This window comes from Niveispirillum sp. SYP-B3756 (assembly GCF_009495745.1).
Classification (GTDB): domain Bacteria; phylum Pseudomonadota; class Alphaproteobacteria; order Azospirillales; family Azospirillaceae; genus Niveispirillum.
Genome location: NZ_WIDQ01000005.1, coordinates 1 through 25,918, shown reverse-complemented (window position 1 = coordinate 25,918; position 25,918 = coordinate 1). Strand labels below are relative to the sequence as shown.

23 protein-coding genes are annotated in these 25,918 nt (G+C 62.8%); 18 read left to right on the top strand and 5 right to left on the bottom strand.

The window, feature by feature from the left end:
• Window positions 1-127 precede the first annotated feature (127 nt).
• Both GE253_RS12460 and GE253_RS12455 read left to right on the top strand, forming a co-directional pair.
• Window positions 128-1,231, top strand: coding sequence for a DUF2336 domain-containing protein (locus GE253_RS12460; protein ID WP_153204459.1), 1,104 nt, complete (start codon window positions 128-130; stop codon window positions 1,229-1,231).
• Window positions 1,232-1,296: 65 nt separating this feature from the next.
• The gene (locus tag GE253_RS12455) at window positions 1,297-2,274 is read left to right on the top strand and encodes a YihY/virulence factor BrkB family protein (RefSeq protein WP_348770841.1); all 978 of its coding nucleotides are present in this window, start codon (window positions 1,297-1,299) and stop codon (window positions 2,272-2,274) included.
• Here the strand turns inward: GE253_RS12455 and recQ are convergent.
• Complete coding sequence (gene recQ / locus GE253_RS12450) at window positions 2,258-4,117, bottom strand: DNA helicase RecQ (protein ID WP_153204457.1); 1,860 nt, start codon at window positions 4,115-4,117, stop codon at window positions 2,258-2,260. The two genes, GE253_RS12455 and recQ, sit on opposite strands and share 17 nt — an antisense overlap.
• A 185-nt stretch (window positions 4,118-4,302) precedes the next feature.
• On the opposite strand from recQ, the gene GE253_RS12445 reads away from it, so the two are divergent.
• The 5 genes from GE253_RS12445 to GE253_RS12425 all read left to right on the top strand — a co-directional run bounded on the left by GE253_RS12445 (window position 4,303) and on the right by GE253_RS12425 (window position 9,551).
• The gene (locus GE253_RS12445) at window positions 4,303-4,539 is read left to right on the top strand and encodes a hypothetical protein (RefSeq protein ID WP_153204456.1); all 237 of its coding nucleotides are present in this window, start codon (window positions 4,303-4,305) and stop codon (window positions 4,537-4,539) included.
• A gap of 113 nt (window positions 4,540-4,652) precedes the next feature.
• Window positions 4,653-4,931, top strand: a complete 279-nt coding sequence (locus tag GE253_RS12440; protein ID WP_153204455.1) for a hypothetical protein — start codon at window positions 4,653-4,655, stop codon at window positions 4,929-4,931.
• 286 nt (window positions 4,932-5,217) lie between these two features.
• Entirely contained in the window at window positions 5,218-6,471 is a 1,254-nt protein-coding gene (phaZ, locus tag GE253_RS12435; protein ID WP_348770840.1) for a polyhydroxyalkanoate depolymerase, read from the top strand.
• Window positions 6,472-7,063: 592 nt separating this feature from the next.
• Window positions 7,064-7,849: a SprT family zinc-dependent metalloprotease gene (locus tag GE253_RS12430; RefSeq protein WP_153204454.1), complete on the top strand. Its 786-nt coding sequence runs from the start codon at window positions 7,064-7,066 to the stop codon at window positions 7,847-7,849.
• Between the two features lie 109 nt (window positions 7,850-7,958).
• The gene (locus tag GE253_RS12425; RefSeq protein WP_153204453.1) at window positions 7,959-9,551 is read left to right on the top strand and encodes a sulfatase-like hydrolase/transferase; all 1,593 of its coding nucleotides are present in this window, start codon (window positions 7,959-7,961) and stop codon (window positions 9,549-9,551) included.
• 181 nt (window positions 9,552-9,732) lie between these two features.
• On the opposite strand, the gene GE253_RS12420 is transcribed toward GE253_RS12425, so the two are convergent.
• Window positions 9,733-10,929: a phosphoglycerate kinase gene (locus GE253_RS12420; protein WP_153204452.1), complete on the bottom strand. Its 1,197-nt coding sequence runs from the start codon at window positions 10,927-10,929 to the stop codon at window positions 9,733-9,735.
• A gap of 258 nt (window positions 10,930-11,187) precedes the next feature.
• Between GE253_RS12420 and GE253_RS12415 the strand changes: the two genes are divergently transcribed.
• From GE253_RS12415 to GE253_RS12405, 3 genes are all read left to right on the top strand, one after another.
• Window positions 11,188-12,774, top strand: coding sequence for a CYTH and CHAD domain-containing protein (locus GE253_RS12415; RefSeq protein WP_153204451.1), 1,587 nt, complete (start codon window positions 11,188-11,190; stop codon window positions 12,772-12,774).
• 25 nt (window positions 12,775-12,799) lie between these two features.
• Window positions 12,800-13,432 (top strand): ParA family protein, encoded by a 633-nt coding sequence (locus tag GE253_RS12410; RefSeq protein WP_153204450.1) that lies wholly within the window; start codon window positions 12,800-12,802, stop codon window positions 13,430-13,432.
• Window positions 13,433-13,640: 208 nt separating this feature from the next.
• The gene (locus GE253_RS12405) at window positions 13,641-15,068 is read left to right on the top strand and encodes a globin-coupled sensor protein (protein WP_153204449.1); all 1,428 of its coding nucleotides are present in this window, start codon (window positions 13,641-13,643) and stop codon (window positions 15,066-15,068) included.
• Window positions 15,069-15,160: 92 nt separating this feature from the next.
• On the opposite strand, the gene GE253_RS12400 is transcribed toward GE253_RS12405, so the two are convergent.
• The gene (locus GE253_RS12400; RefSeq protein ID WP_153204448.1) at window positions 15,161-15,391 is read right to left on the bottom strand and encodes a hypothetical protein; all 231 of its coding nucleotides are present in this window, start codon (window positions 15,389-15,391) and stop codon (window positions 15,161-15,163) included.
• A 348-nt stretch (window positions 15,392-15,739) separates the two neighbouring features.
• On the opposite strand from GE253_RS12400, the gene GE253_RS12395 reads away from it, so the two are divergent.
• Window positions 15,740-17,695 (top strand): adenylate/guanylate cyclase domain-containing protein, encoded by a 1,956-nt coding sequence (locus GE253_RS12395; protein WP_153204447.1) that lies wholly within the window; start codon window positions 15,740-15,742, stop codon window positions 17,693-17,695.
• Window positions 17,696-17,713: 18 nt separating this feature from the next.
• On the opposite strand, the gene GE253_RS12390 is transcribed toward GE253_RS12395, so the two are convergent.
• Together GE253_RS12390 and GE253_RS12385 are read right to left on the bottom strand one after the other, a co-directional pair.
• Window positions 17,714-18,484, bottom strand: a complete 771-nt coding sequence (locus tag GE253_RS12390; RefSeq protein ID WP_153204446.1) for an inositol monophosphatase family protein — start codon at window positions 18,482-18,484, stop codon at window positions 17,714-17,716.
• Window positions 18,485-18,600: 116 nt separating this feature from the next.
• Window positions 18,601-19,140 (bottom strand): cytochrome c family protein, encoded by a 540-nt coding sequence (locus tag GE253_RS12385; RefSeq protein ID WP_153204445.1) that lies wholly within the window; start codon window positions 19,138-19,140, stop codon window positions 18,601-18,603.
• 171 nt (window positions 19,141-19,311) lie between these two features.
• Between GE253_RS12385 and GE253_RS12380 the strand changes: the two genes are divergently transcribed.
• The 7 genes from GE253_RS12380 (at window position 19,312) to GE253_RS12350 (ending at window position 25,712) form a co-directional block, all read left to right on the top strand.
• Entirely contained in the window at window positions 19,312-20,076 is a 765-nt protein-coding gene (locus tag GE253_RS12380) for a 3-deoxy-manno-octulosonate cytidylyltransferase (protein ID WP_153204444.1), read from the top strand.
• Window positions 20,077-20,111: 35 nt separating this feature from the next.
• The gene (locus GE253_RS12375; RefSeq protein ID WP_153204443.1) at window positions 20,112-20,972 is read left to right on the top strand and encodes a prephenate dehydratase; all 861 of its coding nucleotides are present in this window, start codon (window positions 20,112-20,114) and stop codon (window positions 20,970-20,972) included.
• Window positions 20,969-21,382 carry a GNAT family N-acetyltransferase gene (locus tag GE253_RS12370; RefSeq protein WP_211101434.1) on the top strand — a complete coding sequence of 138 codons (414 nt, stop codon included), beginning with the start codon at window positions 20,969-20,971 and terminating at the stop codon, window positions 21,380-21,382. Before GE253_RS12375 ends, GE253_RS12370 begins: the two co-directional genes overlap by 4 nt.
• 171 nt (window positions 21,383-21,553) lie before the next feature.
• Window positions 21,554-21,943: a response regulator gene (locus GE253_RS12365; RefSeq protein ID WP_153204442.1), complete on the top strand. Its 390-nt coding sequence runs from the start codon at window positions 21,554-21,556 to the stop codon at window positions 21,941-21,943.
• A gap of 46 nt (window positions 21,944-21,989) precedes the next feature.
• Window positions 21,990-23,900 (top strand): HWE histidine kinase domain-containing protein, encoded by a 1,911-nt coding sequence (locus GE253_RS12360; protein WP_173012618.1) that lies wholly within the window; start codon window positions 21,990-21,992, stop codon window positions 23,898-23,900.
• Between the two features lie 119 nt (window positions 23,901-24,019).
• Window positions 24,020-24,862, top strand: a complete 843-nt coding sequence (locus GE253_RS12355) for a metal-dependent phosphohydrolase (RefSeq protein ID WP_153204440.1) — start codon at window positions 24,020-24,022, stop codon at window positions 24,860-24,862.
• Window positions 24,863-24,866: 4 nt separating this feature from the next.
• Window positions 24,867-25,712 carry a hypothetical protein gene (locus tag GE253_RS12350; protein WP_153204439.1) on the top strand — a complete coding sequence of 282 codons (846 nt, stop codon included), beginning with the start codon at window positions 24,867-24,869 and terminating at the stop codon, window positions 25,710-25,712.
• The last annotated feature ends 206 nt before the right edge of the window (window positions 25,713-25,918 follow it).

Genomic DNA, 25,918 nt, shown 5'->3' with positions numbered 1-25,918 from the left:
CCCATTTTTTGACGGTCGCAATTGGCCGCAAGCTGCACTAAATATTATCTAAACATATCCGGGCTTTGCCCTCATGTCGCAATGGCGGCGGGGGGCCGGTCCTTGAGAGGGAGGGTGCGAACACCCCATGTCCGAGATGTTGACCCAACAGGATGTGCAGCGCCTGCTGACCGATCCCTCACCCAATACCCGTGCCGAGATGGCCGGCAAGGTTGCCGCCCAGTTTACCGCCCAGCTGTCGCAATCGGAGCGCACGCTGGCGGAGGATATTGTGCGGATGATGGCGCGCGACGTGGCCACCCGCGTGCGGGCTGCCCTGGCGGACAGCCTGAAGAGCAGCGCTGCCATTCCCCGTGATGTCGCCCTGTCGCTGGCGCGTGACGTGGAAGAAGTGGCGCTTCCCTTCATCGAGGTCTCGACCGTCCTCACCGATGCTGATCTGGTGGAGATCATCCGCAGCGGTTCCTCGGAAAAGCAAACGGCCGTGGCCAAACGGCCAGAGGTGAGCGGGCAGGTCGCCGACGTGCTGGTGGAGCGCGGCAGCGAGAAGGCCGTTGCGGCTCTGCTTTCAAACGAAGGGGCTGAAGTTGCCCCCCAGGCGATGAGCCGTGCGCTGGACCGTTTCCCGGACAGTGAAGCCGTGGCGGAGCCGCTGGTCAACCGCGCGCATCTGCCGGTGACGGTGGCGGAGCGGCTGGTGGCGCTGGTGTCGGAACAGCTGCGGGAGCGGCTGGTCGCCAAACATGAATTGCCCAATGATATTGCCGCCGACATTGTGCTGCAATCGCGGGAGCGGGCCACTTATGGGCTGGTGGGCGGTGCCGGTGACAAGGAGCTGGAACGGCTGGTGGTACAGCTGCGGCGCAACAACCGGCTGACGCCATCCCTGTTGCTGCGGGCGCTGTGTATGGGGGATGTGCCCTTCTTTGAAGTGGCTGTGGCCCAGCTGGGGCAGGTGCCGGTCAGCAATGCAAGGCTGCTGATCCATGATGCGGGGCGGCTGGGGCTGAAATCCCTGTTCGACCGCACCGGCCTGCCGCCCAAGCTCTATCCCGCCCTGCGCATCGCTCTGGACGTGGCGAATGAGACCGACTTTGACGGTCTGGACCATGATCTGGAGCGCCATCGCCGCCGGATGCTGGAACGTATCCTCACCCAGTTCGAGGAACTGGCCAGTGAGGATGTAGATTACCTGCTGACCAAACTGACCGACCTGACCGCCGCAGCCTGACGCGGGAACGCTTCGCCCCTGCAACCGTTGCCCAGAAACAGGGTCTGGTTGCAGGGAGAGGGCGCGTGTCGAAGCAGCCATGTGTAGAAACAGATCATGGGCGTTGCGCTGACACCCCGCTGGCGATTCCCCTGGCGGGTTGGTGGGTGATCCTGCGGCGCGCCTGGGCTGAGGCGGATCGTGACAATATCAGTGTCGCGGCGGCTGGGGTGGCCTTTCTTGGCTTGCTGGCTCTGTTCCCGGCAATGGTGGCCGGTACGGCTCTCTATGGGTTGATCGCTGACCCGGCCAGTATCGGCCCTCAGATTGAGCCCCTCGCAACTTTGCTGCCGCCGGCGGGAAGGGATATCCTCTTCTCACAATTGGCCAGTCTGACGGCGCAGAAGCCGGCCAGCCTCGGCTTCGGCCTGCTGTTCAGCCTGATCGTGGCGCTCTGGAGCGCCGGGGGTGGTATCCGCGCCTTGATGCGGTCATTAAACATGGCCTATGGGGAGGAGGAACGCCGGTCCTTTGTCCGCTTTGCCGGCACGGCCTTGGTCCTCACCCTGGGCACTATGCTGACGCTGGCGGTGATGTTGGTCACTGTGGTGGCCCTGCCGGCGGTGCTGAATTTTGTCGGCCTGGACCGTCTGGTGGAAGGGGTGGTGCGGTTGTCCCGCTGGCCATTGCTGGCGACAGCACTGATTCTGGCCCTGTCCATCATCTACCGCCATGGGCCTTGTCGGCGAAGGGCCAAATGGCGTTGGGTCAGCCCTGGGGCGGTGGCAGCTACGCTGCTCTGGCTCACGGGATCGGCAGGCTTTTCCCTCTATATCAGCAATTTCGCGGATTATAACGCCACCTATGGCTCCCTGGGGGCGGGGATGGCGCTTTTGATGTGGCTTTATCTGGGGGCCTATTCCGTGCTGTTGGGGGCGGAACTGGATGCGGCGGCGGAGCGCCACACTTTGCGCGATACCACGGTGCCGCCCGATATGCCGATCGGCCAGCGCGGCGCCGCTGTCGCGGACCAGAAGAACATACCGGTCAGCTATAGGTCGTGATCACGTCCAGGAAATATTCGCCATAGCGTTCCAGCTTGCGCGCACCGACGCCGGGCAGCTCTGCCAGCTCATCCAGGTCGGTCGGTCGTGCCTGCACCATTTCCATCAAGGTGGCGTCGTGGAAGATGACATAAGGCGGCACGCCCTGTTCGCGCGCCAGTTCCAGACGCAGCGCCTTCAACGCGTGCCACAGCGTATCGTCAGCCGGTGACAGATCGGTGGGGGCGGTGCGGGAACGCGGGGCGGTGCCGCTGGAACGCCCACCGCTCCGCTTGCTTTCCGCCGCCGGGTCACGGCGCAGCCGTACTGTCTCCTGGCCCTTCAGCACAGCGGTGGCGGTATCCGTCAGGATCAGCCCGCCATGGCCTTCCGGATCGGCGCACAGAAAACCATGAGCCACTAATTGGCGGAAAGCGCTCTGCCATTCATTCTTTGACATGTCGGCGCCACAGCCGAAGGTCTTCAGCTTGTCATGGCTGCGTTCCAGCACCTTGTCGGTGGCGGTGCCCCGCAGCACATCGACCAGATGGCCCACCCCGAAGCGCTGGCCGGTGCGATAGACGGCTGAAAGCGCCTTCTGCGCCACCACGGTGCCGTCATAGGTCTCTACCGGTTCGAAGCAGATATCGCATTTGCCACAGGGCTTGGGATATTCTTCCCCGAAATAGGTGAGGAGCGTCTGGCGCCGGCAGCGCGCCGTCTCGCAGAAGCCCAGCAGCGCCTCCAGCTTCTGCCGTTCCGTGCGCTTATAGGCGGCGGGGCTGTCCGACGCCTCCACCATCTGGCGCAATTGCACCACATCGGCAAAGCCATAGAGCATCAGCGCTTCCGCCGGCAGTCCGTCACGGCCGGCGCGGCCGGTTTCCTGATAATAGGCTTCCAGGGAGCGCGGCAAATCCATATGCACGACAAACCGCACGTTCGGCTTGTCAATGCCCATGCCGAAGGCCACGGTCGCCACCATGACCATGCCCTCGCTTTTGATGAAGCGGTCCTGATTGTCCTGCCGGGTTTTGGGATCAAGCCCGGCATGATAGGCCAGGGCATCCACCCCCTGTTCGCGCAGATATTGGGCAATGGCGTCCACCTTGCCGCGCGACAGACAATAGACAATGCCGGCATCTTCCGGCCGCCGGCGGAGGAAATCCACCAATTGGCGGCGTTCCTGGTCCTTGGCGATAATGCGATAGGTGATGTTGGGCCGGTCGAAACTGGCCAGGAACAGCCGTGCCTCCGCCAAGCCCAGCCGGGCAGCGATATCCGTGCGGGTCTGCGCATCGGCCGTTGCCGTCAGCGCCACGCGTGGCACATCGGGAAAACGTTCATGCAGGATGGAAAGCTGGAGATATTCCGGGCGGAAATCATGCCCCCACTGGCTGACGCAATGCGCCTCATCCAGGGCGAACAGGGCGATACGCGAGCGGTCCAGCAGTTCCAGGAAGCGTGGCGTCACCAGCCGTTCCGGCGCGACATAGAGCAGATCCAGCTCGCCCCGCTCGCAGGCCCGCTCCACCTCCATCGCCTCCCGCCATTCCAGGGTGGAGTTGAGATAGGCGGCCCGCACGCCGAGCTGGCGCAGGGCATCGACCTGATCGCGCATCAGGGCGATCAGCGGCGAGACCACAATGCCCACACCGGGCCGCACCAGGGCCGGGATCTGATAACAGAGCGACTTGCCACCACCCGTGGGCATCAGCACCAGCGCATCGCCGCCGGCTGCCACATGTTCCACAATATCCGCCTGCATCCCGCGAAAGGCGGGATAGCCCCAGACATCACGCAGAACGGCCTGGGCGGCCTGCAGATGCGGGCTTTCGGCGGCGGGGGGAAGAGCGTCGGGCATTGCGGGGCTTAACCGCTATCTCTTGTGGCAAGGCTATTTCGCGCCCCCATTAGCGGGGTCTCCCCCTTCTCTACGACGCGGACGGCACCCGGTCCAGTGAAAAGCCTGTCCCGGCAGAGGGCGCAACCGTTGTACCGGCCCGGACGTTGCCTTGACAGCGCCTGAGCCGAATGGAGGAAGCGACCATGAGCGACAAGCCGTTCCGCGACATTCCCCAGCCGCCCGGCCACGCAGCCGGACATCATCCAACGTATCATATGGTGGATACCCCCGCCGCCGTGCCGCAGCAGGGATCAACGCGGGAAGCGGTGGGTCTGTTCAGCAGCGAAGACCAGTTGCAGAAAGGCATCGATGAATTGTCGATGGCCGGCTTCTTCCCCCACGAACTCAGCCTGATGGGCAATGACGAGTCGGTTCTGTAGCGGATGACGCAACAGGGCGATCTTGGTGACATTGCTCATGATGCCCCCGCCACTGCCCGCCGGGCGGTGGTGCGCCGGAGGAAATCGGCAATGCGCAGGGGGCGGCCATCGGCGTGCCCGCCTATATCGCCGCAGTGGCGGCAACGGACGTGGTGGTGGCCACCGGTGGCACCGCCCTGGCTGCCGCCGCGGCCGGTGGTGCAGGCGGCGGGCTGGGCGCCCTGTTGGCGCGCTGGATCGGGAATAAGCGCAATACGGCGCTGACACCCCATCTGGAAGGCGGGGGAATGCTGCTCTGGGTCAGTCTGCGGGATGAGTTTTGCGAAAGGCAGGCATGTGAAATTATCGCATGTCACGCCGATTCCGGGGTCGAGATGCATGACATCGCCTAAATCAAAGGCGAATGCTGGTTCACCAATCAGGTCAAGCGTTTGAAACATCTCTATTGATTAAGGAAAAGGCAGAGGACTCCGCCTGAACAACGCTCAAACCCTAAGCGATAGCGTTAACTCTTAAGTCATTAAACTGTTGCATCCTGATCTACAGCGAATACCTTTGTGTTGAGCTGTGACAGGGTGCCACATTGCGGGACGCCAAGGGTCTGGTGGCCGCGTGACTGCCCTGGAGAGGGTCGCGGCGGGTTGTTGATTGCGCCCAGTTCGAGAAAGGGGCTTTTAAGTGCTCTATCATCTGTACGACATGCGTCATGCTGCCCTGACACCGCTGCGCCTGCTGGCGGAGGCCACACAGCAAACCTTGCAGAATCCCTTCGTTCCGGCCTCTTACACCAAGGTTGGCCGCGCCGTGGCGGCCGGGGCCGAACTGATTGAGCGGACCACCCGCCGTTGGGGCAAGCCGGAATTCGGCCTGCCCACCACCCGCGTCAATGGCCGCGATGTGGCCGTGACCGAAAAGGTGGTGCTGGAAAAGCCGTTCGGCAATCTGGTCAATTTCGCCCGCGCCGTGCCGCATGATGACCCGAAGCTGCTGCTGGTGGCACCAATGTCGGGCCACTATGCCACGCTGCTGCGCGGCACGGTGGCGGCCCTGCTGCCTCACCATGATGTCTATATTACCGACTGGCACGACGCCAAGCTGGTGCCTCTGGCACGCGGCCGCTTCGATCTGGAAGATTATATCGACTATGTGATGGATTTCATCCGTCACCTGGGGCCCAATACGCATGTCATGGCCGTCTGTCAGCCGGCGGTGCCGACGCTGGCCGCCGTGGCGCTGATGGCCCAGTTGGATGATGCCTGCCAGCCGGCCAGCATGACCCTGATGGGCGGCCCCATTGATACCGCCGCCGCCCCGACCGTGGTGACCAAGCTGGCCGAGGATAAGGATATCGCTTGGTTCGAACGCAATGTCATCAGCACCGTACCGCTTTATTATCCCGGCGCATTGCGTCAGGTTTATCCGGGCTTTGTGCAGTTGACCGGGTTCATGTCAATGAATCTGGACCGGCATGTCGGTGAACATGTGAAACTGTTCCGCCATCTGGTGCGCGGTGACGGTGAAAGCGCAGAATCCCATCGCAAATTCTATGATGAATATCTGTCGGTGATGGATCTGACGTCTGAGTTCTACCTGCAGACCGTCAATCAGGTATTCCAGGAACGGGCGCTGCCGACCGGTCGGATGAAGTGGCGCGGCATGACGGTCGACCCGTCCGCCATTGAGAAGACTGCCTTGTTCACCGTGGAAGGGGAGTTGGACGATATCTCCGCCCCCGGCCAGACGATTGCCGCCCACCGGCTCTGCTCCGCCCTGCCGGAGAGCAAGAAGCTGAACCATATGCAGAAAAGCGTGGGCCATTACGGCATCTTCAACGGCCGTAAATGGCGGGAAGAGATCGAACCGCGCGTGCGTCAGTTCATTTTGCAGAACGATGCGGTGCGGTCCGGCCGGACCAAGACTGTGGCCGCCTGAGGCATCCATATAACCGCCACCTGACGGGTGGCGAGTGTCAGAAAAACACCGCGATGGCCCAGCTATCGCGGTGTTTTTTATGCCCTTTTTTTCCCTGAACCATCGACGATGGAAAGTGCTTTTGCGGATTTTTACATCTTTCGGTCAGGTTTGCGTATTTTCCAATAAATGACCCTTGACGACCTTCCAGAACGGGGGCACCATAAAACCGTAACAAAGACATGGAGGGCAGTTTGATAAAAGAAACGCCCATATCGCAGCGGGCGGCCTAAGGAAAAACAGGCAAACAACTGCGATCCGTAACCAGGGAGGGTGCTTTAACGCATGACTCCACCGCAGCAATATTACGCGATTACCTGACTATCGCAACTTAAACCCTGATCATTCTTAGCGACATCGACGCGGAATGATCACTTCATCGGAGAACCCCCGCAGGCGCATCCAGCTGCGGGGGTTTTTCTTTTATGCTCTCTGCCGGCTGTGAATGACCAGGACAGGGCCGTCAACCTGTCATCAGGCTTCATCATCGTGACATTTGCGGTGACGGCCGGTTCAGGTAGGGTAGGCGGATGCCGCCCTGACCGGACCTGCAATGTTCGCCTTTCTCCGCCCCAACCGTTCCAAGACACCTGCAGCCACCAAGTCGGCGCCGCGGCACCGGACACCTGTCGTCTCCACCCCGCGCCTGATGGCGCTGGCGGCGGTGCCGGTACCAGTGGAGGTGCGGGTCTCCGCCCGTTCCCGCCGCCTGTCGATGCGGGTGGATTCGGTGCGCAATGTTGTGCGCGTCTCCACCCCGCCGCAGGTGTCCGATGCCGATATCCAGCGTTTCATCGGACGTCATCTGGAATGGCTGCAACAACGCCTGTCGGCCGTTCCCCCCCGTTTCGCCTTTCAAGATGGTGCGCTGGTGCCGATTCTGGGTGTGGATTATCGCATTCGCCACCTGTCGGGCCACCGGCTGGCCCCCCGGTTAATGGTAGAGGCAGGACAGCCGTTGCTTTTTGTGGGGGGCGACCCCGCGTTTTTGAACCGGCGTGTGACCGATTTCCTGAAAGCGGAGGCGCGTCGGCAACTGGCGGAGCGGGCGCGGCTGAAGGCGGCCGTCCTGGGGGCCAAGGTCACGGGTGTGTCGGTGCGGGATACCAGATCGCGCTGGGGCAGTTGTTCGGCCAGCGGCCGGCTTTCCTTTTGCTGGCGGCTGATCCTGGCGCCCGATGCGGTGTTTGATTATGTGGTGGCGCATGAGGTGGCGCATCTGAAGGAAATGAACCACTCCCCCCATTTCTGGGAACTCTGCGCCAGCCTGACACCGGCAGTGGAGGGGCCGCGGGAATGGCTGCGGGTCAATGGGGCGCGGCTGCACGCTTACGGCTGATTGCTGGGGGGGGCGTGTGTCGTTCTGGTGCCTTGCCCGCCATCCCCGGCAGTCCCAACAGCAGGCAACGTCTGGCCGGCAGCGATGCTCCGCCCTATTTTTCAGCGGCATGATGATCCAACGCCTTTTCCAACCCTTTCTGTCCATCATGGTTCCGCTGCTGCTGTTCAGCCTGCTGCTGGGCCTGCCGGGCGATCCGGGCCGGCTGTGGGGGCCTGCCTATCTGGCGCTGGCACCGGAATTGGGCCTGTTGCTGGGGCTGCTGGCGCTGTGGGCCCGGCGGGCGGGGCCGCCGAGACTCGGCGGCATCCTGTTGCTCTCTTTGCTGACCTTGCCCTTGGTGCTGCTGCGGCTGGCCGATCTGGGGGCGCAACTGGCGGCGGGGCGGCCCCTGCAACCGCTGTTCGATCCGGTGTTGCTGCCGGCTCTCTGGGGTGTGCTGGCGGGCAGTATGGGGCCGGTACCGCTGGCCCTCTTGCTGTGCCTTATCCTGGCTGGGTTGGTTGGGCTGATCTCCCTCGCCTATCGCCGCATGGTGCGTCCGCTGGCGACGGTGGAGGGGCGATGGCTGGCCTGGGCGCTGGCGCTGGGGCTGCCCTTACTGTCCCTGTGTGGCCTGCCCGGTGCGCAGCCTTTCAGCCAGGGCAGTGTCGCCGCGATCATTGACCAGATGGCGCGGGTAGCAGAGGGGCGGCGGATGCAGCAAGCTCTTGCCGCCGCCCTGGCACATGATCCGGTGACCGGCATCCCGGCGGCCCTGCGGTTCGCACTGTTGAAGGGGCGGCCGCTGGTGCTGATCTGGGTGGAATCCTATGGCCAGTCAGCTTTGACCGACCCGCGCCACGGCCCCCTGGTCTCCACCCGGCTGGCCTTACTGGAACAGGAACTGACGGCCAAGGGGTTTCACATGCTGTCCGGGCTGGTGGACAGCCCGGTGCTGGGCGGGCGCAGCTGGCTGGCCCACGGCACCTTGCGTGCCGGCATCCGCCAGGAACAGCCGGCGCAGCAGGGGCTGGTGCTGGCGGCGGGGCATGTCGGTCTGGTCGCGGCCCTGCAACAGGCTGGCTGGCACACCCAGGCCATCATGCCCGGCTTGTCCCAACCCTGGCCGGAGGGTACGCTCTGGGGCTTTTACCGGGTGTTGAATGCGGGGGCCTTGGGCTATCAGGGGCCGCGCTATGGCTGGTCGCCGATGCCGGACCAGGCGCTGTTCGCGGCACTGGATGCGACCCAGCCCTTTGCCGCCGGTCCTGCCTATCTGGAACTGGTACTGACCAGCAGCCACGCCCCCTGGACGCCGCTGCCGCCCTGGCGGGACGGGGCGGATGGGCTGGCGGATGGCAGCACCTATGGCCCGCCGGATCGCCCGGACTACACCAGCATGGCGGGCGCCTACGCCCTGTCCATTGATTACAGCCTGCGGGCCGCCGGGGATTGGCTGGCGCGGTCACTGCCGGATGATGCGCTGGTTTTGATGCTGGGGGATCATCCGGCTCTGGGCTGGATCGCTGATCCGAAGGCAGCCGGCCATCACGTGCCGCTGCATATCCTGTCCAAGGATGGTGCCCTGCTGCAGCCGGCCCGGTCCTGGGGGCTGGTGGACGGGATGCTGCCGGCAGCCGACGGCCCCGCCATCCCGATGGAAAACCTGCTGGGTCTGATCCTCGGCAGCTATAGCGGCCCCAAACCCGGCGGGGTGTGAGGCCGGCGGTTGCCAACCGCCGGCCAAACTATATCATATCAGTGGCTATAAAGAGTGACCGATGGTCACTCTTTATAGCCCTTCAATCGCCAGCGCCCACCCCGTGGGCTCGGCTACGCCGCATGTGCGGCGCGGCGCCGGTCGGCGCCGTACCATCGGTCAAAAATTTTTACCGATGGTATCAGGCGTGCTTTTCCAGGGCGGCGACGCCCGGCAGGGTCTTGCCCTCCAGCCATTCCAGGAAGGCGCCACCAGCTGTGGAGACGTAGGAGAACTGGGCCGCCACACCGGCATGTTCCAGGGCTGCCACCGTATCGCCACCACCGGCGACGGAGAGCAGGCGACCCTGCTGGGTCAGCCCGGCGACCAGACCGGCAACGGCGTTGGTGCCGCTGTCAAACGGCTGAATCTCGAATGCACCCATCGGCCCGTTCCAGACCAGGGTCTTGGCGCCCTGCAGCTTGACCGCCAGGAATTCCACCGTCTTCGGCCCGACATCCAGCATCATCTCATCCGCCGCAATGGCGGTGACATCAGCCAGTCGGTGTTCGGCACCGGCCTTGAACTCCTTGGTCATCATGCCATCGACCGGCAGCAGCAGCTCACAGCCCGAGGCTTCTGCCTTGGCCATGATGGCGCGGGCCTGCTCAGCCATATCGACCTCGCACAGGGACTTGCCGACGGAAACGCCCTTGGCGAACAGGAAGGTGTTGGCCATGCCACCACCCAGCACCAGCATGTCCACCTTGGACACCATGTTCAGCAGCAACTCCAGCTTGCTGGAGATCTTGGCGCCGCCGACAACGGCCGCCACCGGGCGTTCCGGGGCGGCCAGTGCCTTGCCCAGGGCTTCCAGTTCCGCCTGCATCAGCCGACCGGCGGCACTGGGCAGCAGATGGGCAATGCCTTCGGTGGAGGCATGGGCGCGGTGGGCAGAGGAGAAGGCATCATTCACATAGACATCGCCCAGGGCTGCCATGGCCTTGGCCAGATCGGCATCGTTCTTTTCCTCGCCCGCATGGAAGCGGGTATTCTCCAGAATCAGCACGCTACCGGCCGGCAGGGCGGCGATGGCGGCGGCGGCCTTCTCGCCGATGCAGTCCTCGGCAAAGGCGACCGGCGCGCCCAGTGCGGCGGCCACCGACGGCACCACCTGTCGCAGGCTGTTCTTGCTGTCCGGCCCGTTCTTTGGGCGGCCGAAATGCGACATCACCACCACCTTGGCGCCCTTGGCTGCGATTTCCCGCAAGGTGGGGATCAGGCGGTCGATGCGGGTAGTATCCGTCACCTGCCCGTCGGCCACGGGCACGTTCAGGTCCGCACGGACGAGGACGGTCTTGCCGGTGACATCAATGGTGTCGAGGGTCTGGAAGCGCATGACGGATTTCCCCAGTTCGGATGGTATGGCCTGCGCAAGGGCTTGCGCGGGAGGCGGGCGGAGGGAAGCATAAAAGCGTGATACCTTCAACGGGGGCGAATAAACCCGCTATCCATGGAGACTCATAAAAAATTCACGTGCTGCGATAGACAGCGTTTCACAGGCTTGTCATCGTTCTGTCGCAAAAGCCCGGCGCGGGTGTGGAATCTTCCTGCCCGCCCTGGCTTTTCAAGATGGAATCAAAAGCCAAGAGCTGTCATGTCGCCGCGCGAAATCGAACTGAAACTCTCCGTCGCCACTGAGGATATGGATCGGCTGCGCAAACTGCCCGTCCTCTCCCCGGATGAGGGGAAGCCGACCGCCAAGCTGCTGGATAGTCTTTATTTCGACACGCCCGACCGCCGCCTGCAGGCGCATGGCCTTTCCCTGCGGGTGCGCCGCCAGGGTAAAAAGCTGGTGCAGACGCTGAAATCGGCCCCACCGCCGGGCGTTGGCGCCTTGGTCCGCGGCGAATGGGAGGTGCCGGTCACGGCCCCGCGTCCCGATCTGGCTGCCTTACCCGATCCGGCAGTGCTGGCGCCGCTTGGCCCGCTGACGGCCGACGAACTGGAGCCGGTGTTTGAAACCCGCATCCGCCGCCAAGTCCGCCTGTTGACCCCGGCGCCGGGCGTGCGGATCGAGGTGGCGATCGATCAGGGGGAGATTGTCACCCCGGCTGGTGCCAGCCTGTCCATCAACGAACTGGAGCTGGAACTGGTGGAGGGCGAGGATACGCTGTCCCTCTATCATCTGGCCCGCGCCATCCATGCCGCCCTGCCGGTGCGGCTGGAGATGGAAACCAAATCGGCGCGTGGCTATGCCCTGGCCGATGGTGGCAGCCTGACAACCCGCAAGGCCGACAAGTTGACCCTGGAGAAGGACACGACGGTGGAGGAGGCGCTGGCCAGCGTCGTGCGCCATTGTCTGACCCACATGCTGGCCAATCAGGCCGCCGCCCTGGCGGGCGAAGACCCGGAGGGGGTGCACCAGATGCGCGTCGCCTTGCGACGCCTGCGCTCCAGTTTCCAGATTTTCCGGCCGTTCATTCCGGCAGACCAGCAGGAAACCCTGGTGCCGGCGGTGAAATGGCTGGCGGGCAGCCTGGGGGCTGCGCGGGAATGGGATGTGTTCCTGGGCGAACTGCTGCCGCCGGTCACTGCGGCACTGCCCGGCCATCCCGGCCTGGTGGCGCTGGAAAAGGCAGCACAGGATGCCCACGCTGCCGGCTACAAGGCTGTGCGGGAAGCCATCCTGTCACCCCGCTATACCAGCCTGCTGCTGGAACTGGCGGCCTGGGTGGATGGCAGGGGCTGGCGTAACCAGCCAGTCAGCGAACGCTCCGCCCTGCTGCTGCGGCCGGTAACGGAAATGGCCGGTGCCCTGCTGAGCAAACGGTACAAACAGGGCCGCCGGCGCGGCCGTGGCTTCGCCCATGCAGAGCCGGCGGAGCGGCATGAACTGCGGATTGCCTTGAAGAAACTCCGCTATGCCGCTGATTTCTTTAGAAGCCTGTTTGATCAACGCGCCGTTCGACGCTTCCTGGAAGATCTTTCCGGTTTGCAGGACAAGCTGGGCCATCTGCAAGATGTTGCCACGGTGACCAAGCTGATGCGGGAATTGGAGGACACGGCGACCGGACCGGCCACCAAGGGTTGGCAGCACGGGGCCGGGCTGGTCACCGGCTGGCACGCAAGGGGGCTGCACGATATGGAGTCCGGGGTGGTGGAGGACTGGCGTCGCTTCGCCGATACCAAGCCCTTCTGGCGGGAGCCGGCGGAGAATACCGACGGCGCCACGCTTATTTAACGGAAAATCAAAGGGTTAATGAACGATGCTTACCGTTCTTGTCAGCAATATCAAGGGGGGCGTTGGCAAGACCACCATCTCCACCCATCTGGCGGCGGCCTTTGCCACCAGTGGCCATCACACCATCCTGGCGGAGATGGACAAGCAGAAATCGGCGCTTGGCTGGTTGAAACGGCGGCCGGGTACCGCCGCCCCCATTGTGGGAGAGGATTGGACAAAGGAACTGGGGGAGGTGCCGGCCAAACCGGGGCGTCTGGTGATCGACGTGCCGGCCGCCATGCGGCCCAAGGAGGTGGAGGAACTGGTTCGTATCGCCGATTTGGTGGTGCTGCCGCTGCTGCCGGGTGCCTTTGATGAGGCAGCGACCGCCCGTTTTCTGAAGAAACTGGATGAACTGAAATCCATCCGCAAGAACAAGGTGCCGGTCGCTGTGGTCGGCAACCGGCTGCGCCCCCGCACAAAGGCGGCGGACAGGTTGGACCTGTTCCTGTCCGATATCGGCCATCAGGTGGCGACAAGGCTGCGCGACAGCCAGCTTTACCCCGATCTGGCATCTGAGGGATTAAGCCTGTTTGACATCAAGACCAAGCGGGTTGCCGATGCCAAGGCAGACTGGGGACCGCTGCTTGCCTTCATTGAGAATGTCGGGCGCGGCTGAGTCGCAGCTTACAAACTCATACCATTGGAAACCGGCACGCGATTTCCCTTTCAAAGCGTACCCCGGCTGCCGATCCGATAGGCCGCGTCAATTAATCTACAAACAGTTTTCCCCGCCTGCTGTTCATTGAATGGCTAAAGGCAGAGAAATCCATTGCCAGTTGCGATCCAGACGATAAGGTCTGCAAATCATTGCGGGTACACGCAGAATGAAGATCGGGTCCGGCATCCATGCTGGATTTCTGGCAGCAGGGGGCAGGGGGATGCAGGATCAGGGGCAGGAACGGGCGGAGAGATTACGCTTTCTCGGCATTGATACGGCGACCTGCGCCATCTTGGCCGGGGTGAAAGCGGATATTGCCAATGTGCTGCCCGGCATCATCGACGCCTTTTATGCCGATCTTCGCGCCTGGCCCACCATGTCCCGCATGTTCCGGGACGATAGCGCCATGAACCATGCCAAGCAGAAGCAGCTGAAGCATTGGCTGAACCTGTTTTCCGGTGATTTTGGTCCCAGCTATTTTGACAGCGTGCGCGCCATCGGGCGCGTTCACAGTACCCTGGGGCTGGAGCCGCGCTGGTACCTGGGCGGCTACGCCCTGACCCTCTCCCGCCTTTACGCGGCCTTGCTGAAGAACCACGGACCGCGCGGCTGGTTTCCGTTCGTCCGGCGCCGCAATGGGGCAGCAGCGCATCTGGCAGAGGTGATGCGGGCGGTGAATTTGGCCGTGATGCTGGATATGGATCTGGTGATCAGCACCTATCTGGAGGAAAATGCTGAACGCCATAACCGGCGGCTGCAGGAAATCGCCGGGGAACTGGACGCTCATGTCCGGTCCATGGTGGATGGGGTTGCCGCCGCCGCCGCGCGGCTGGACAGCAACGCGCGCGCCATGAAGCATACAGCGGATGAAACCAGCGACCGCGCCTCCCAGGCGGGGGATGCGGTCGGACAGGCCAGCGACAATGTCAACCATGTCGCCACCGCCTCTGAGCAGTTGAACGGCGCCATTCACGAGATTTCCGCCCAGGTGGTGCAGTCAACCCAAGTCGCCCGCGCCGCCGTGGATGAGGTGGGGACGGTGGACAGCAGTATGCATGAGCTGGCCGACGCCGCCGCCCGGATCAACCAGGTCGTTGACCTGATCAATGAGATTGCCAGCCAGACCAACCTGCTGGCCCTCAACGCCACCATTGAGGCGGCACGCGCCGGGGAAGCCGGCAAGGGCTTTGCCGTGGTGGCAGGCGAGGTCAAGCAACTGGCCCAGCAGACGGCCAGGGCCACCGAAGATATCGTGCGCCAAGTGGGGGAGATGCAGAACCGCATGGCCAGCGCCATGGATGCGATCAATGCCATCGAACATACGATCCGCGACATGGACCATATTGCCGGCACCATTGCAGCGGCGGTGGAACAGCAGGGGGCTGCAACGCAGGAGATTACGCGTAACGTCCGGCACGCGGCTTCCGCGACCGCCACAGTCGCCAGCAATGTCACAGGGGTGACCACGGCCTCGCGCATCGTCGGGCAGACCGCAGACGAGTTGACATCGTCATCGACTGAACTGAGCCGGCAGGCAGAAGAATTGCGATCCGGCGTGCAGCGGTTGATCCATCAACTGACAAAGTCAGCTTGACGCAATGGTGCGGGGTGACGATTGAGTGCGATCTTCTCTGAAGGTGTGCAATTCAAAAGCGGGGACGCCAAACTTGGCGTCCCCGCTTTTGTTCAGGCAGCGTGAACGTTGGTGAAGATCGCCATCGCTGGATACGCAACTTCCAGTGTGGCATTCAAATTCGGAATGCCGCCAGGGCCTTGGATATTGTACGTGCCCGGCGGGTGGGGCAGGGGGGAACTGGTGGCAAAGGCCGTCAGCGTCGTTCCCGAAAGCGTGGCGGATTCGGCAGTGCACTTAAAGTTATTGTCAATGCCAGCGATCGTCACCGGATGGAAATACATTGTCGTTCTCCGTTTTCAGATAGAGGGTGCTCCATTGAGTTTTCCCTCAATTAAAGAGCGATTTCAGGGTAGTTAATGTTGGTAAAATTACAATCTAAAAGGGTAAAAATCACAATTGATAATAATTTATGGGCGTTGTCAGTTACGGACGCAGCCGGAGCCGCGGCCACTGCCCGGCCCGGCATTCTATGCCCATCAGAGGATTTTTCGGCTTTCGCATTGAAGAGATGATTTGCAAATGCCGGTAAGGTGCGTGTGATTTAGCCAGTTCGCCCTTGCTGGAGTTCCGATAGCCATGTGTCAGCCGCAGCTCCCATTCTGGGTTGTTCCGTCAAAGGAGATGCGGGGGTGACAGCAATATTGTTACGCCGCTGGATGGTGATCCTGGGTCTGACACTCGCCGCCACGCTGGTACCCGTGGCATTGGGGCGTTTCATGCCTTTTCTGGCATCGCTGGAAACCTGGCTGGCGGATTTCCGTGTTGCCACCCTGTTGCCCGCAGAACCGCAACAGCCAGATATTGTCTTTGTCGCCATCAATGAAGAGACGGTGACCCGCTTTCCCTATCGTTCCCCGATCGATCGGGATTTCCTGGCCGACCTGTTGCTGACCCTGGAACAGAAGGGCGCGCGGGCCATCTTTTTCGATATCCTGCTGGATACGCCGACGGAGCCGGCCAAGGATGCGCGGCTGAAACAGGTGATGGCGGGCTTGCACATTCCGCTGGTGGCCAGCTATGGCAGCCAGATGGAGGGGCTGACGGCAGCCCAGGCAGCCTTTCTGGATGATTTCCTGCCACCGCCCCTGCGCGGGGCGGCCAATCTGGAAAAGGATCCCTATGATGGCATCGTTCGCACCATCTATGCCGGCAAGCCGAATCCGGCGGATGACAAGGCCCCGCCGGTGGCCCTGGCGCTATTGGACAAGCTGGGGCTGAAACCGTCGCTGCAACCGGGCACGCCCGTGGCATGGCATGGCCGCCCGGACAGTGCAACGGCTCCCTTCCGGACCTTTGCGTCCCAGACGGTGCCCGTGCTGCCTGCCGGCTGGTTCAAGAATAAGATCGTGGTGGTCGGCGCTGATCTTTCCGATATGGATCGTCACGCCACCCCCTTCCGCGCCGCAGCCGATCCTGGGCAGGCGACAATGCCGGGGCCGTTGATCCATGCCCACATGATCGCGCAATTGCTGGAAGGGCGGCAACCTCCCGTTCAAGGGATGGGGATGGCCTTGCTGGCGAGCCTGGCTGCCGCCCTGGCCGGCACGCTGCTGGGCCGGCTGGATGTTGCACTGTGGATGCGGATGGGGCTGTCGCTGCTGGTGCTGGCCGGCATCTGGCTGGCCGCGCTGCTGTTGTTCCGTCATGCCAACATGATGGTGCCGATCATCGCCCCGTCATTGGGTTTTGGTCTGGCCCTTTGGCTGGCCGATCTTCATGCCGGACGGCAGGAGCGGGAGCAGAAGAAATTCATCCAGGCGGCCTTTTCCAAATATCTGTCACCGGCTTTGCTGGACGATATCCTGAAGGATCCCTCCAAGCTGCAACTGGACCCGAAGCGCCGCGACCTTTCCTATATTTTCACTGACGTTGCCGGTTTCACCACCATCTCGGAGAGCATGGACGCGGTGGCCCTGTCCGATGTGATGAACCGCTATCTGGATGGGATGGTGAATATCGTTTTCCGCCATGGCGGCACGGTGGATAAATTCATCGGCGATGCGGTGTTCGCCTTGTTCAATGCCCCGCGTGATCAACAGGATCATACCAGCCGCGCCGTGGCCTGTGCCCTGGAACTGGATGCTTTTGCGCAATCATTCCTGGAGGCTGAAATCGCGGCGGGCCGGGCCTTTGGCATCACCCGCATCGGCGTTCACGCCGGCCCGGCCAGCGTGGGCAATTTCGGGGCGGAGGCGCGGTTTGAATATACGGCCCTGGGCGATGCGGTGAATACCGCTGCCCGACTGGAGGGGCTGAACAAATATTTCGGCACCCGTGTGGCGATGAGCGGCGTGGCAGCGGAGCGTTGCCCCGATATTCCGCGTCGCCCCATCGGCCAGATTGTGCTGAAGGGCAAGACGGAACCGATTGCCGTGTTCCAGCCGCTCTCCCTGCCCCAGGCGCAGACAGCCCTGATTCGGCGTTACCAGCAGGCCTATGCGCTGATGGCCACCGGCGATCCGGCAGCCTTGGAAGCCTTCGCCGCGCTGGCTGCCGATGCACCGGAGGATGGCCCCACCGCCCTGCATCTGGCCCGGCTGCAACGCGGGGAGGTGGGGGATAAGGTGGTGATGGGGGACAAATGAGCCGCGGAAGGGGGCCTCTCAGCCCCGCCGTCCGATCATTTCCAGCACTTTGGCGTGCAGGCAGGGATCTCCGGCAGCGGCAACGTTGCCGCTGGTGCCCAGGCGCAGCGGCTGGCCCTCCCAATCGGTGATGACGCCGCCGGCCCCTTCGATGACGGCCACCAGGGCCGCCCAGTCATAGGGCTGCAAGCCCGCTTCCACCATCAGGTCAATGAAGCCGGCGGCCAGCAGGCCGAAGGCATAGGCATCACCACCCCAGACCATGTAACGGCTGGCCGCTTCGGTCAGGCGGAACTCTGCATGGGCAAAGGGCATGGTCGCTGCCTGGGTGGCCAGCGCGATATCGGGGCAGGGGCGGGTGCGAATCGGCTGACCATTCAGCGTTGTGGGCTGTCCCTTCACGCCCAGCCAGCGGTCCCCGATCACCGGCTGGTCGATAATGCCCAGCACCGGCACCCCCCGATGCAGCAGGGCGATCAGGGTGGTGAAAAGCGGGCGGCCGGTGATGAAGGATTTCGTGCCATCGATCGGGTCGATCACCCAGACATATTCGGCATTGAGATGGCTGCTGCCATGCTCTTCCCCCAAGATGCCATCCTGCGGCCGTTCCTGCGCCAGGATGGCGCGGATGGCGGTTTCGACCTCCCGGTCGGCAATGGTCACGGGCGAGGCATCGGCCTTCACATCCACCGCAACCGGCGTGCGGTAATGCTGGCGGGCGACGGCCCCGGCGGCATCGGCGCAGCGGATCGCCAGTTCGACAAAGGGGGCAAGATCGATGGCAGACATCAGGGCAAACTCCAGACCGAAGATCACAGGCGTGCGCGCCGGTGGCGATATCCAAATAAAAAAGGGGGCGGCCGTCAGGCCACCCCCTCCCTAGCATATTCCGGACGCTTTGCCGATTACGGCAGCGGTACCGGGCTGTCGGCCAGCGTGCGCAGATAGGCGATCACGGCCGCGCGATCTTCCACCTTCTTCAGACCGGCAAAGTTCATCTTCGTGCCCGGCACACCAACCTTCGGGTTGGCGATGAACTTGTTCAGATGCTCATAATCCCAGGTGCCTTCCTGCGACTTCATCGCATCGGAATAAGCAAAGCCTTCCGCATGGGCGTGCTTGTTGCCAACAATGCCCCACAGGTTCGGACCGACCTTGTTCGGGCCGCCTTTTTCAAAGCTATGGCAAGCCGCGCAAGCCTTGGTCAGCTTCTGGCCGGCAGCCGGATCGGCAGCAGCCAGAAGCGGCGACACCGGATCGGGTTCCGCCGGGGCAGCGGGAGCGTCCGTCGGGGCGGCGGAGCCACCCTGCACTTCCACCTTATAGGCGCGCTCGGTCGGATAACTCGGGTGCATCAGCTTCCTGGAAAAGAAGCCGGCGAACAGGGCAACGAGCGTTGCCGTCAGGATCGCCATGAAAATCTTATTGAAGGTGCTGCCAGCCATCAGTCCTAATCCCTTGGGTACCCTGGGCGCGGGCACAATAACGCCAATAGACGGGCACGTCCATGCCCGCCTGACAGGCAAACCATGCGCGATGTTTAACGCAGGACAGGCGGTCGCACATGGTGTTTCCGCCTTGACCCAGGGGACCAAATGTCGCACGGACAGATCATCATGACGCAAGCACAGAAAAATGCCCTACCGGGCAATCCTCTGGTGGTGGTCCCGGCCCGCCTCGCTTCCACGCGCCTGCCGAATAAGCCGCTGGCCGATATTCATGGCCTGCCGATGATCGTGCATGTCTGGCGCCGCGCGGCAGAGGCCGGCATCGGCCCCGTGGTGGTGGCTGCCGCTGAACAGGCCATCGTCGATGCGGTTGAATCAGCCGGCGGCCGCGCCGTGCTGACCGACCCGGACCATCCGTCGGGTTCCGACCGTATCTGGGAAGCGGTGTGCAAGGTCGACCCCGATGGCCGGCATGATGCCATCGTCAATGTGCAGGGTGACCTGCCCACCATCGAACCGGCGGCAGTGCGGGCGGTGTTCGGCCCCCTGGCTGACCCGCAGACCGATATCGCCACACTGGGTGTTGTCATCCGGGATCCGGCGGAACGGACCAATCCCAATGTGGTGAAGGCGGTTGTCGAGCTGCCTCCTGACGGCCTCTCCGGCCGCGCCCTTTACTTCACCCGCGCCACCGCCCCTTGGGGGGACGGGCCGTTGTTCCACCATATTGGCCTCTACGCCTATCGCCGCAGCGCTTTGCAACGGTTCGTCACGCTTCCGCCGGCAGAGCTGGAGAAGCGGGAGAAGCTGGAGCAGCTGCGCGCCCTGGCCCATGGAATGACCATCCGGCTGGCCGTGGTGGATACCGTACCGTTGGGGGTCGACACGGCCGAGGATCTGGATAAAGCCCGCCGGATGCTGGCCCCCGTTTAAGAGAATCAACCGCAGCAAAGAAGAATATAACCGCCATGCCCGCCACGACCATCGCCTATCAGGGTGCCCCCGGCGCCAATTCCGACCTTGCCTGCCGCAGCGTCTTCCCGGAGATGACCTCGCTGCCCTGCGCCTCGTTTGAGGATGCGTTTGCGGCGGTGCATGAGGGGCGTGCAAGGCTGGCGATGATCCCGGTGGAAAATTCCGTGGCTGGCCGGGTGGCCGATATCCACCATCTGCTGCCGCGCGGCGGCCTGCATATTATCGGCGAACATTACCAGCGGGTGGTGCATTGCCTGGTCGCCCCCAAGGGCGCGACGATGGAAGGCTTGCGGGAAGTCCATTCCCATATTCAGGCGCTATCGCAATGCCGTACCTATCTGCGCGACCGCGGGCTGGTGCCTGTCAGCCACGCCGACACGGCCGGGGCGGCGGCGGATGTCGCCAAGTGGAACGATCCCGGTATTGCCGCCATTGCCTCTGATCTGGCCGCAGAGATTTATGGGCTGACCATTCTGGCCAGGGGCATCGAGGATGCCGCCCATAATACCACCCGCTTCCTGGTGCTGGCCAAGGAGCCGGTGACGCCGCCCGTTGGCAGCGACACGGTGACCAGCCTGCTGTTCCGCGTGCGCTCCGTGCCGGCAGCACTTTACAAGGCTCTGGGTGGATTCGCCACCAACGGGGTGAACATCACCAAGCTGGAAAGCTATTTGGTGGATGGGCGCTTCGTTGCGGCCCAGTTCTATGCCGATGTCGAAGGACATCCCAACGAACGGCCTTTACAACTGGCCATGGAAGAGCTGAATTTCTTTGCGCGCGAGGTGAATGTCCTCGGTGTCTATCCGGCGCATCCGTTCCGGCGCGCGGCCAACCAGCAGGAAGGTCAGGATTGACCATCCCAACCTATCAGATGGTAGCGCAGGTGGTGGGGGCGGAAGATTGCTGCCGCCTGCGCCAGATTGCCGGCATGTCGCCGCGCGATGTGGCAGCAGCACGCATTGGTCTGGCCAACAGCTATTTCGGCGTACATGTCCGCCATGGCGCCGAGATTGTTGGCATGGGGCGCATCATCGGCGACGGGGCCTGCTGCTTTCAGATCTGTGATATCGCCGTCGATCCGGCCCATCAGGGAAGGGGGCTGGGCAAGCAGATCATGGCGGCCCTGATGGCGCATCTGAGGGCCCATGCACCGGCCGGTGCCTATGTCAGCCTGATCGCCGATGGTGATGCCCGCTTTCTCTATGCGCAATTCGGTTTCGTCCCAACAGCACCGGCTTCCATCGGCATGGCGCTGAACCTTTGACGGGGGGTGGTGTTATCCAGCGGCAGGAACCTGCGCCTGCCGGCTGGTCAGTGGCTGTCCTAAACCTATATCTTTCGCAATAAGGCGCAACGCTTAACGAAATCACGCACCAATCGCCTTAAATTGTCTCACAGGGCAGGAGTGCCCAAGGCAAGCCAGGGATAAGCCGCGATGCCGCAGGGCCAGGGAAAGAATATTCTGATCGTCGAGGATGAGTTTCTCATCGCCATCCATGCGGCCGAAGTAATGGAAGGCTTGGGTTTCAGCGTGGTAGGCCCGGTTGCCACCATTGAACAGGCTCTGGAGCTGATGCGGGAGGGGGCCTTTGACGGGGCGATTCTGGATGTCAATCTCTCTGGCACCCTGATTTTTCCTGTCGCAGAGGCATTGGCCGAACGCGACATCCCCTTCATTTTGACCAGCGGCTATGAGGCCACAGGCCTGCCGGACCGCTGGCGTGACCGCCCTCATCTGCGCAAGCCGGTGATAGAGCGGGATCTGGCGCGGCTGGCCGGGCATGTCTTCAGCGTTGACCAGGTCATGGCCGCAGCGAATGCCTGATGATGGCGCCGGCCTGTCGCCGGCGAAGCCTGAAAGGGCAGATGAGATGACAAAGCAACGTATCCTGCTGGTGGAAGACAGCCCGACGCAGGCCCTGCGGCTGTTATTCCTACTGGAGGAGCAGGGATACGAAGCAGAGCATGTGGAAAGTGCTGAAGAGGCGCTGCGGGTGCTGAACCGCACTGTGCCGCATCTCCTGATCGTCGATCATCATCTGCCGGGATTGCAGGGGGCGGACCTGTGCCGACAGGTCCGCTTGCATGTCGCCACGCTTTCCATGCCGATTCTGGTGCTGACGGCCGATGAAACGCCGGCCCGCCAGCGGGAAGGGCTGGACAGCGGTGCTGATGATTTCCTGCCAAAATCCACCGATCCGGCCGTCTTGATGCTGCGGGTGCGTAACCTGCTGCGCCATGCTCGCCGGGATGCCGATGTGGATGTCTTGCCGCAGACGGTGTTTCGCCAGCCCCGCGCCCTGCTGGCTGGATTCAATGCCGATGATGCCCGCGAGCTGGAGGCCCTGCTGCTGGAGGAGGGCTGTCTGGTCCAGCGCGCCGGCGATGCGGAGGCAGCACAACGCCTGCAGGAACAGCTGCCGATGGATGGCATTCTGCTGGCCGAACGGCTGCCGGGCCGCAGCTGGCTGGATTTTGCCGGGCAAGTCATTGCCGGTTCACAGCTGCCGCCCGCCATCATCCTGGTGATGCGGGATGTTGCCGGCGGACAGCTGACGCAGGAAATGCTGGAAGCCGGCATCAGCGACATTTACGTGCAGGGTGCTCCGTTGGCCCCGCTGCGCGCACGGCTGCGCGCCATCATGCGGCGGCGCTTCCTGGAGGAACAGAATCGCCGCCTGCTGGCTGATTTCCGTGAACGGGAGGGCCGGGCGCTGATGCTGGAGGCGGAGCGCAATGCCGCCCAGGCCCGCGCCGCCCTGGCCGATCAGCTCGCCTCTGCCAACAAGCGGCTGGCGGATCAGGCCCTGATCACCAGCACCATCACCCGCAATGTGCGCACCGGCCTGATCCTGACGGATGCGGCGGGCGCCATCACCTATATCAATCCGCCGGCCCAGTCACTGCTGGGACTGGCGGCAACGGATGCCGACCAGCGTTGCCTGTTTGCCCGCTTAGGCGTGGAACTGTCTCACGGTCAGCTGCCTGGCGAAATCACCGACCGTTCCGCCATGCTGACGGCCCAGGATGGGCGAAGTGTGCCGGTACTGTTTTCCGTCACCCCCCTGCCGGGTGGCGGGGTGGAGCATGATGCGGAAGCGGTGGCTCCCTCTGGTGCGGTCGTGCAGATCATTGATGTCACCGAGCGGCGTCAGGCGGAGGAACGTCAGGCGCTGCTGATGGCAGAGCTGTCCCACCGGGTGAAAAACACGTTGGCCACCGTGCTGTCCATCGGGGCGCAGACGCGCCGCCGCCACACAACCATTGACGGATTCTGGTCATCCTTCGAGGGGCGTCTGCGCGCCCTGTCGGAAACCCATAACCTGCTGGCCGAGCATTTTTGGGAATGGGTGCAGTTGCGGGAAGTCATCGGGCATGAGGTGACCCCCTATGCCCAGACCCCACAGGATGTGGTGCTGGACGGCCCGGCCATTGAGCTGCGCCCCCGCGCGGCACTGGCGCTGGCGCTGGTTTTCCATGAACTGGCAACCAATGCCGCAAAATATGGCGCCTTCCTGAAGGCAGAAGGGCGGCTGCAAGTGACCTGGAGTCTGGGGCAGAAGGAAGATGGCCCGCCGGTCATTCTGCTGGAATGGCGGGAAATTGGCGGGCCGCCCATCAGCCCACCGTCACAGAACGGCTTCGGCTCCACCCTGATCCGTCAGAGCATTGCCTACGAACTGCGCGGAAAATCCAGCCTGGATTTCCCGCCTGATGGGCTGCGCTGCCATCTGGAAATTCCGCTGGGGCCAGATTTGCGGGCGATCGGGTCGGCTGGCTGACTCCGCCAGCCGATAGCGTTTTCCCATAGCCCCTTCCATGAACAGCATAGAAATTCGGGGGCCGAGGCAGGCGAGCCTATGTTAGGTTGCCAGCACGGGGGAACCGAAAGAATAACGCGATGCAATCATTCGATGCCAGGCAGGTGGTCATAGATGCGTTCGTCGCGCGCCTGCTTGACGGCTTTCACCGGGTCTATGGCCATCTCTACCCGGAACATAGCAACGCCTTGTCGACGACGGCGGTGCTGGCCATGGAAGCACTGGTGAATTCCACCGCCCCCTACCATGATTACGAGCATTCCATCATGGTCACCATGGTGGGGCAGGAGATTGTTCACGGCAAGATGCTGCGGGAGGGGAATGTCACCCCCACCGAATGGGTGAATTATCTGGTGGCCCTGCTGTGCCACGATATCGGTTACCTGCAGGGGGTGTGTCCCGGCGACCGGGGTGCGGTGGCGGTGATCAATGCGGAAGGGGATACGGTGACGGTGCCGCCGGGCATGACCGACGCCTATCTCACCCCCTATCATGTGGAGCGGGGAAAGCTGTTTGTCGGCTGGCGCTTCAAGGATGATCGCATCATTGATTGCGATTTCGTCTGCACCTGCATTGAAAATACGCGCTTTCCCGTGCCGGATCATGGTGAGAAGGCGCTGGAAAGCTGGCCGGGGCTGGTTTCCGCCGCCGACCTGATCGGCCAGATGGCCGACCCGGATTATCTGCGCAAGCTACCCGCCCTTTATCAGGAATTTGAGGAGATCGGCGCCAATGCGCGCATGGGGAACAAATCCCCCGCCGATCTGCGCCGTACCTATCCGGCTTTCTTCTGGAACCATGTCCACCATCATATTCTGGGGGGCCTGTCCTATCTGGAGGTGACGCTGGAAGGGCGTAAATGGATTTCCAGCCTGATGTCGCACGTCTTCGTGCAGGAACATACGGCCAAGGGCAGGGGGTAAGGCCATGTTCCGTCCAGCCGATATCGTGATTGAGAAGCTGTTGTGCCGCCTGTCGGAAAGCTATGCGGCGCTGTTTCCGCTGGCCCCGGCAGAATATCGGGCTGCCTTGCTGCGGGCCTGCCGCATCGGGGCCACCCATGCCGCCCGCACCGACGCGCTTTACCATAATCTGGACCATACGGTGCAGGTGGTCTGCGTCGGTGTGGAGATGCTGAAAGGCAAGATGCTGCGCGACGGCGATCTGGACGCACATGAGGCGATGCATTTCATCGCCGCCCTGTTGCTGTTCGCCATCGGCTTTAATCGCCGGCTCTTGCCCGGTGATCAGGTGGATCGCGTGGTGATCCAGCCCGATGGCACCAGCGTGGAGCTGCCCGATGGGGCAACGGATGCCTTCCTGCGCCCCTATGCGCCGGAACGCGGCATGATGTTCGTGCGCGCGCATTTCGCCGACAATGCGATTCTGGATGCCGATCTGCTGGCCGATTACATTGATTATACGCGTTTTCCGCCATGCCCGGATCACCAGACGGACCTGACCGGCTTTCGCGGGCTGGTGCGGGCGGCCCGCCTGATCGGCATGGTGTCTGATCCTTATTTCATGAAAAAGCTGAAACCTTTGACCCAGGAGTTCCAGGAATCCGGGATGCTGGGCCAACTGGGCGTGGCCGATGTGGTGGAGTTCCGGGCCAATTATGTCCAGCTGTTCTGGAACACCCTGAACCCGCTGATCTGCGAAGGCATGGAACTGCTGGATTTCACCAATGACGGCCGCGATCGTCTGGCCTCGATGCGCCTGCATCTGCTGCGCGAGGAGCATCTAAGCGCGATCCATCGCCGGCCAGTTTGACGTTTGTACGGAAATCTGCCGGGTGTAGCTGGGCGATAGAATTATATTTTCCATAAGATAACTTATTGATAATCTTGAATGTAGGCGCAAAGTTAAAATGTCAGTCCTGAGCAAGATAGAAATGTCAGTCTCTGGATCGGTTTTGGCCGGTTTTGGGGGCTGTCATGGGCTGGCTGATGATGAGCGATCGGGATGTCCGGCGTGTT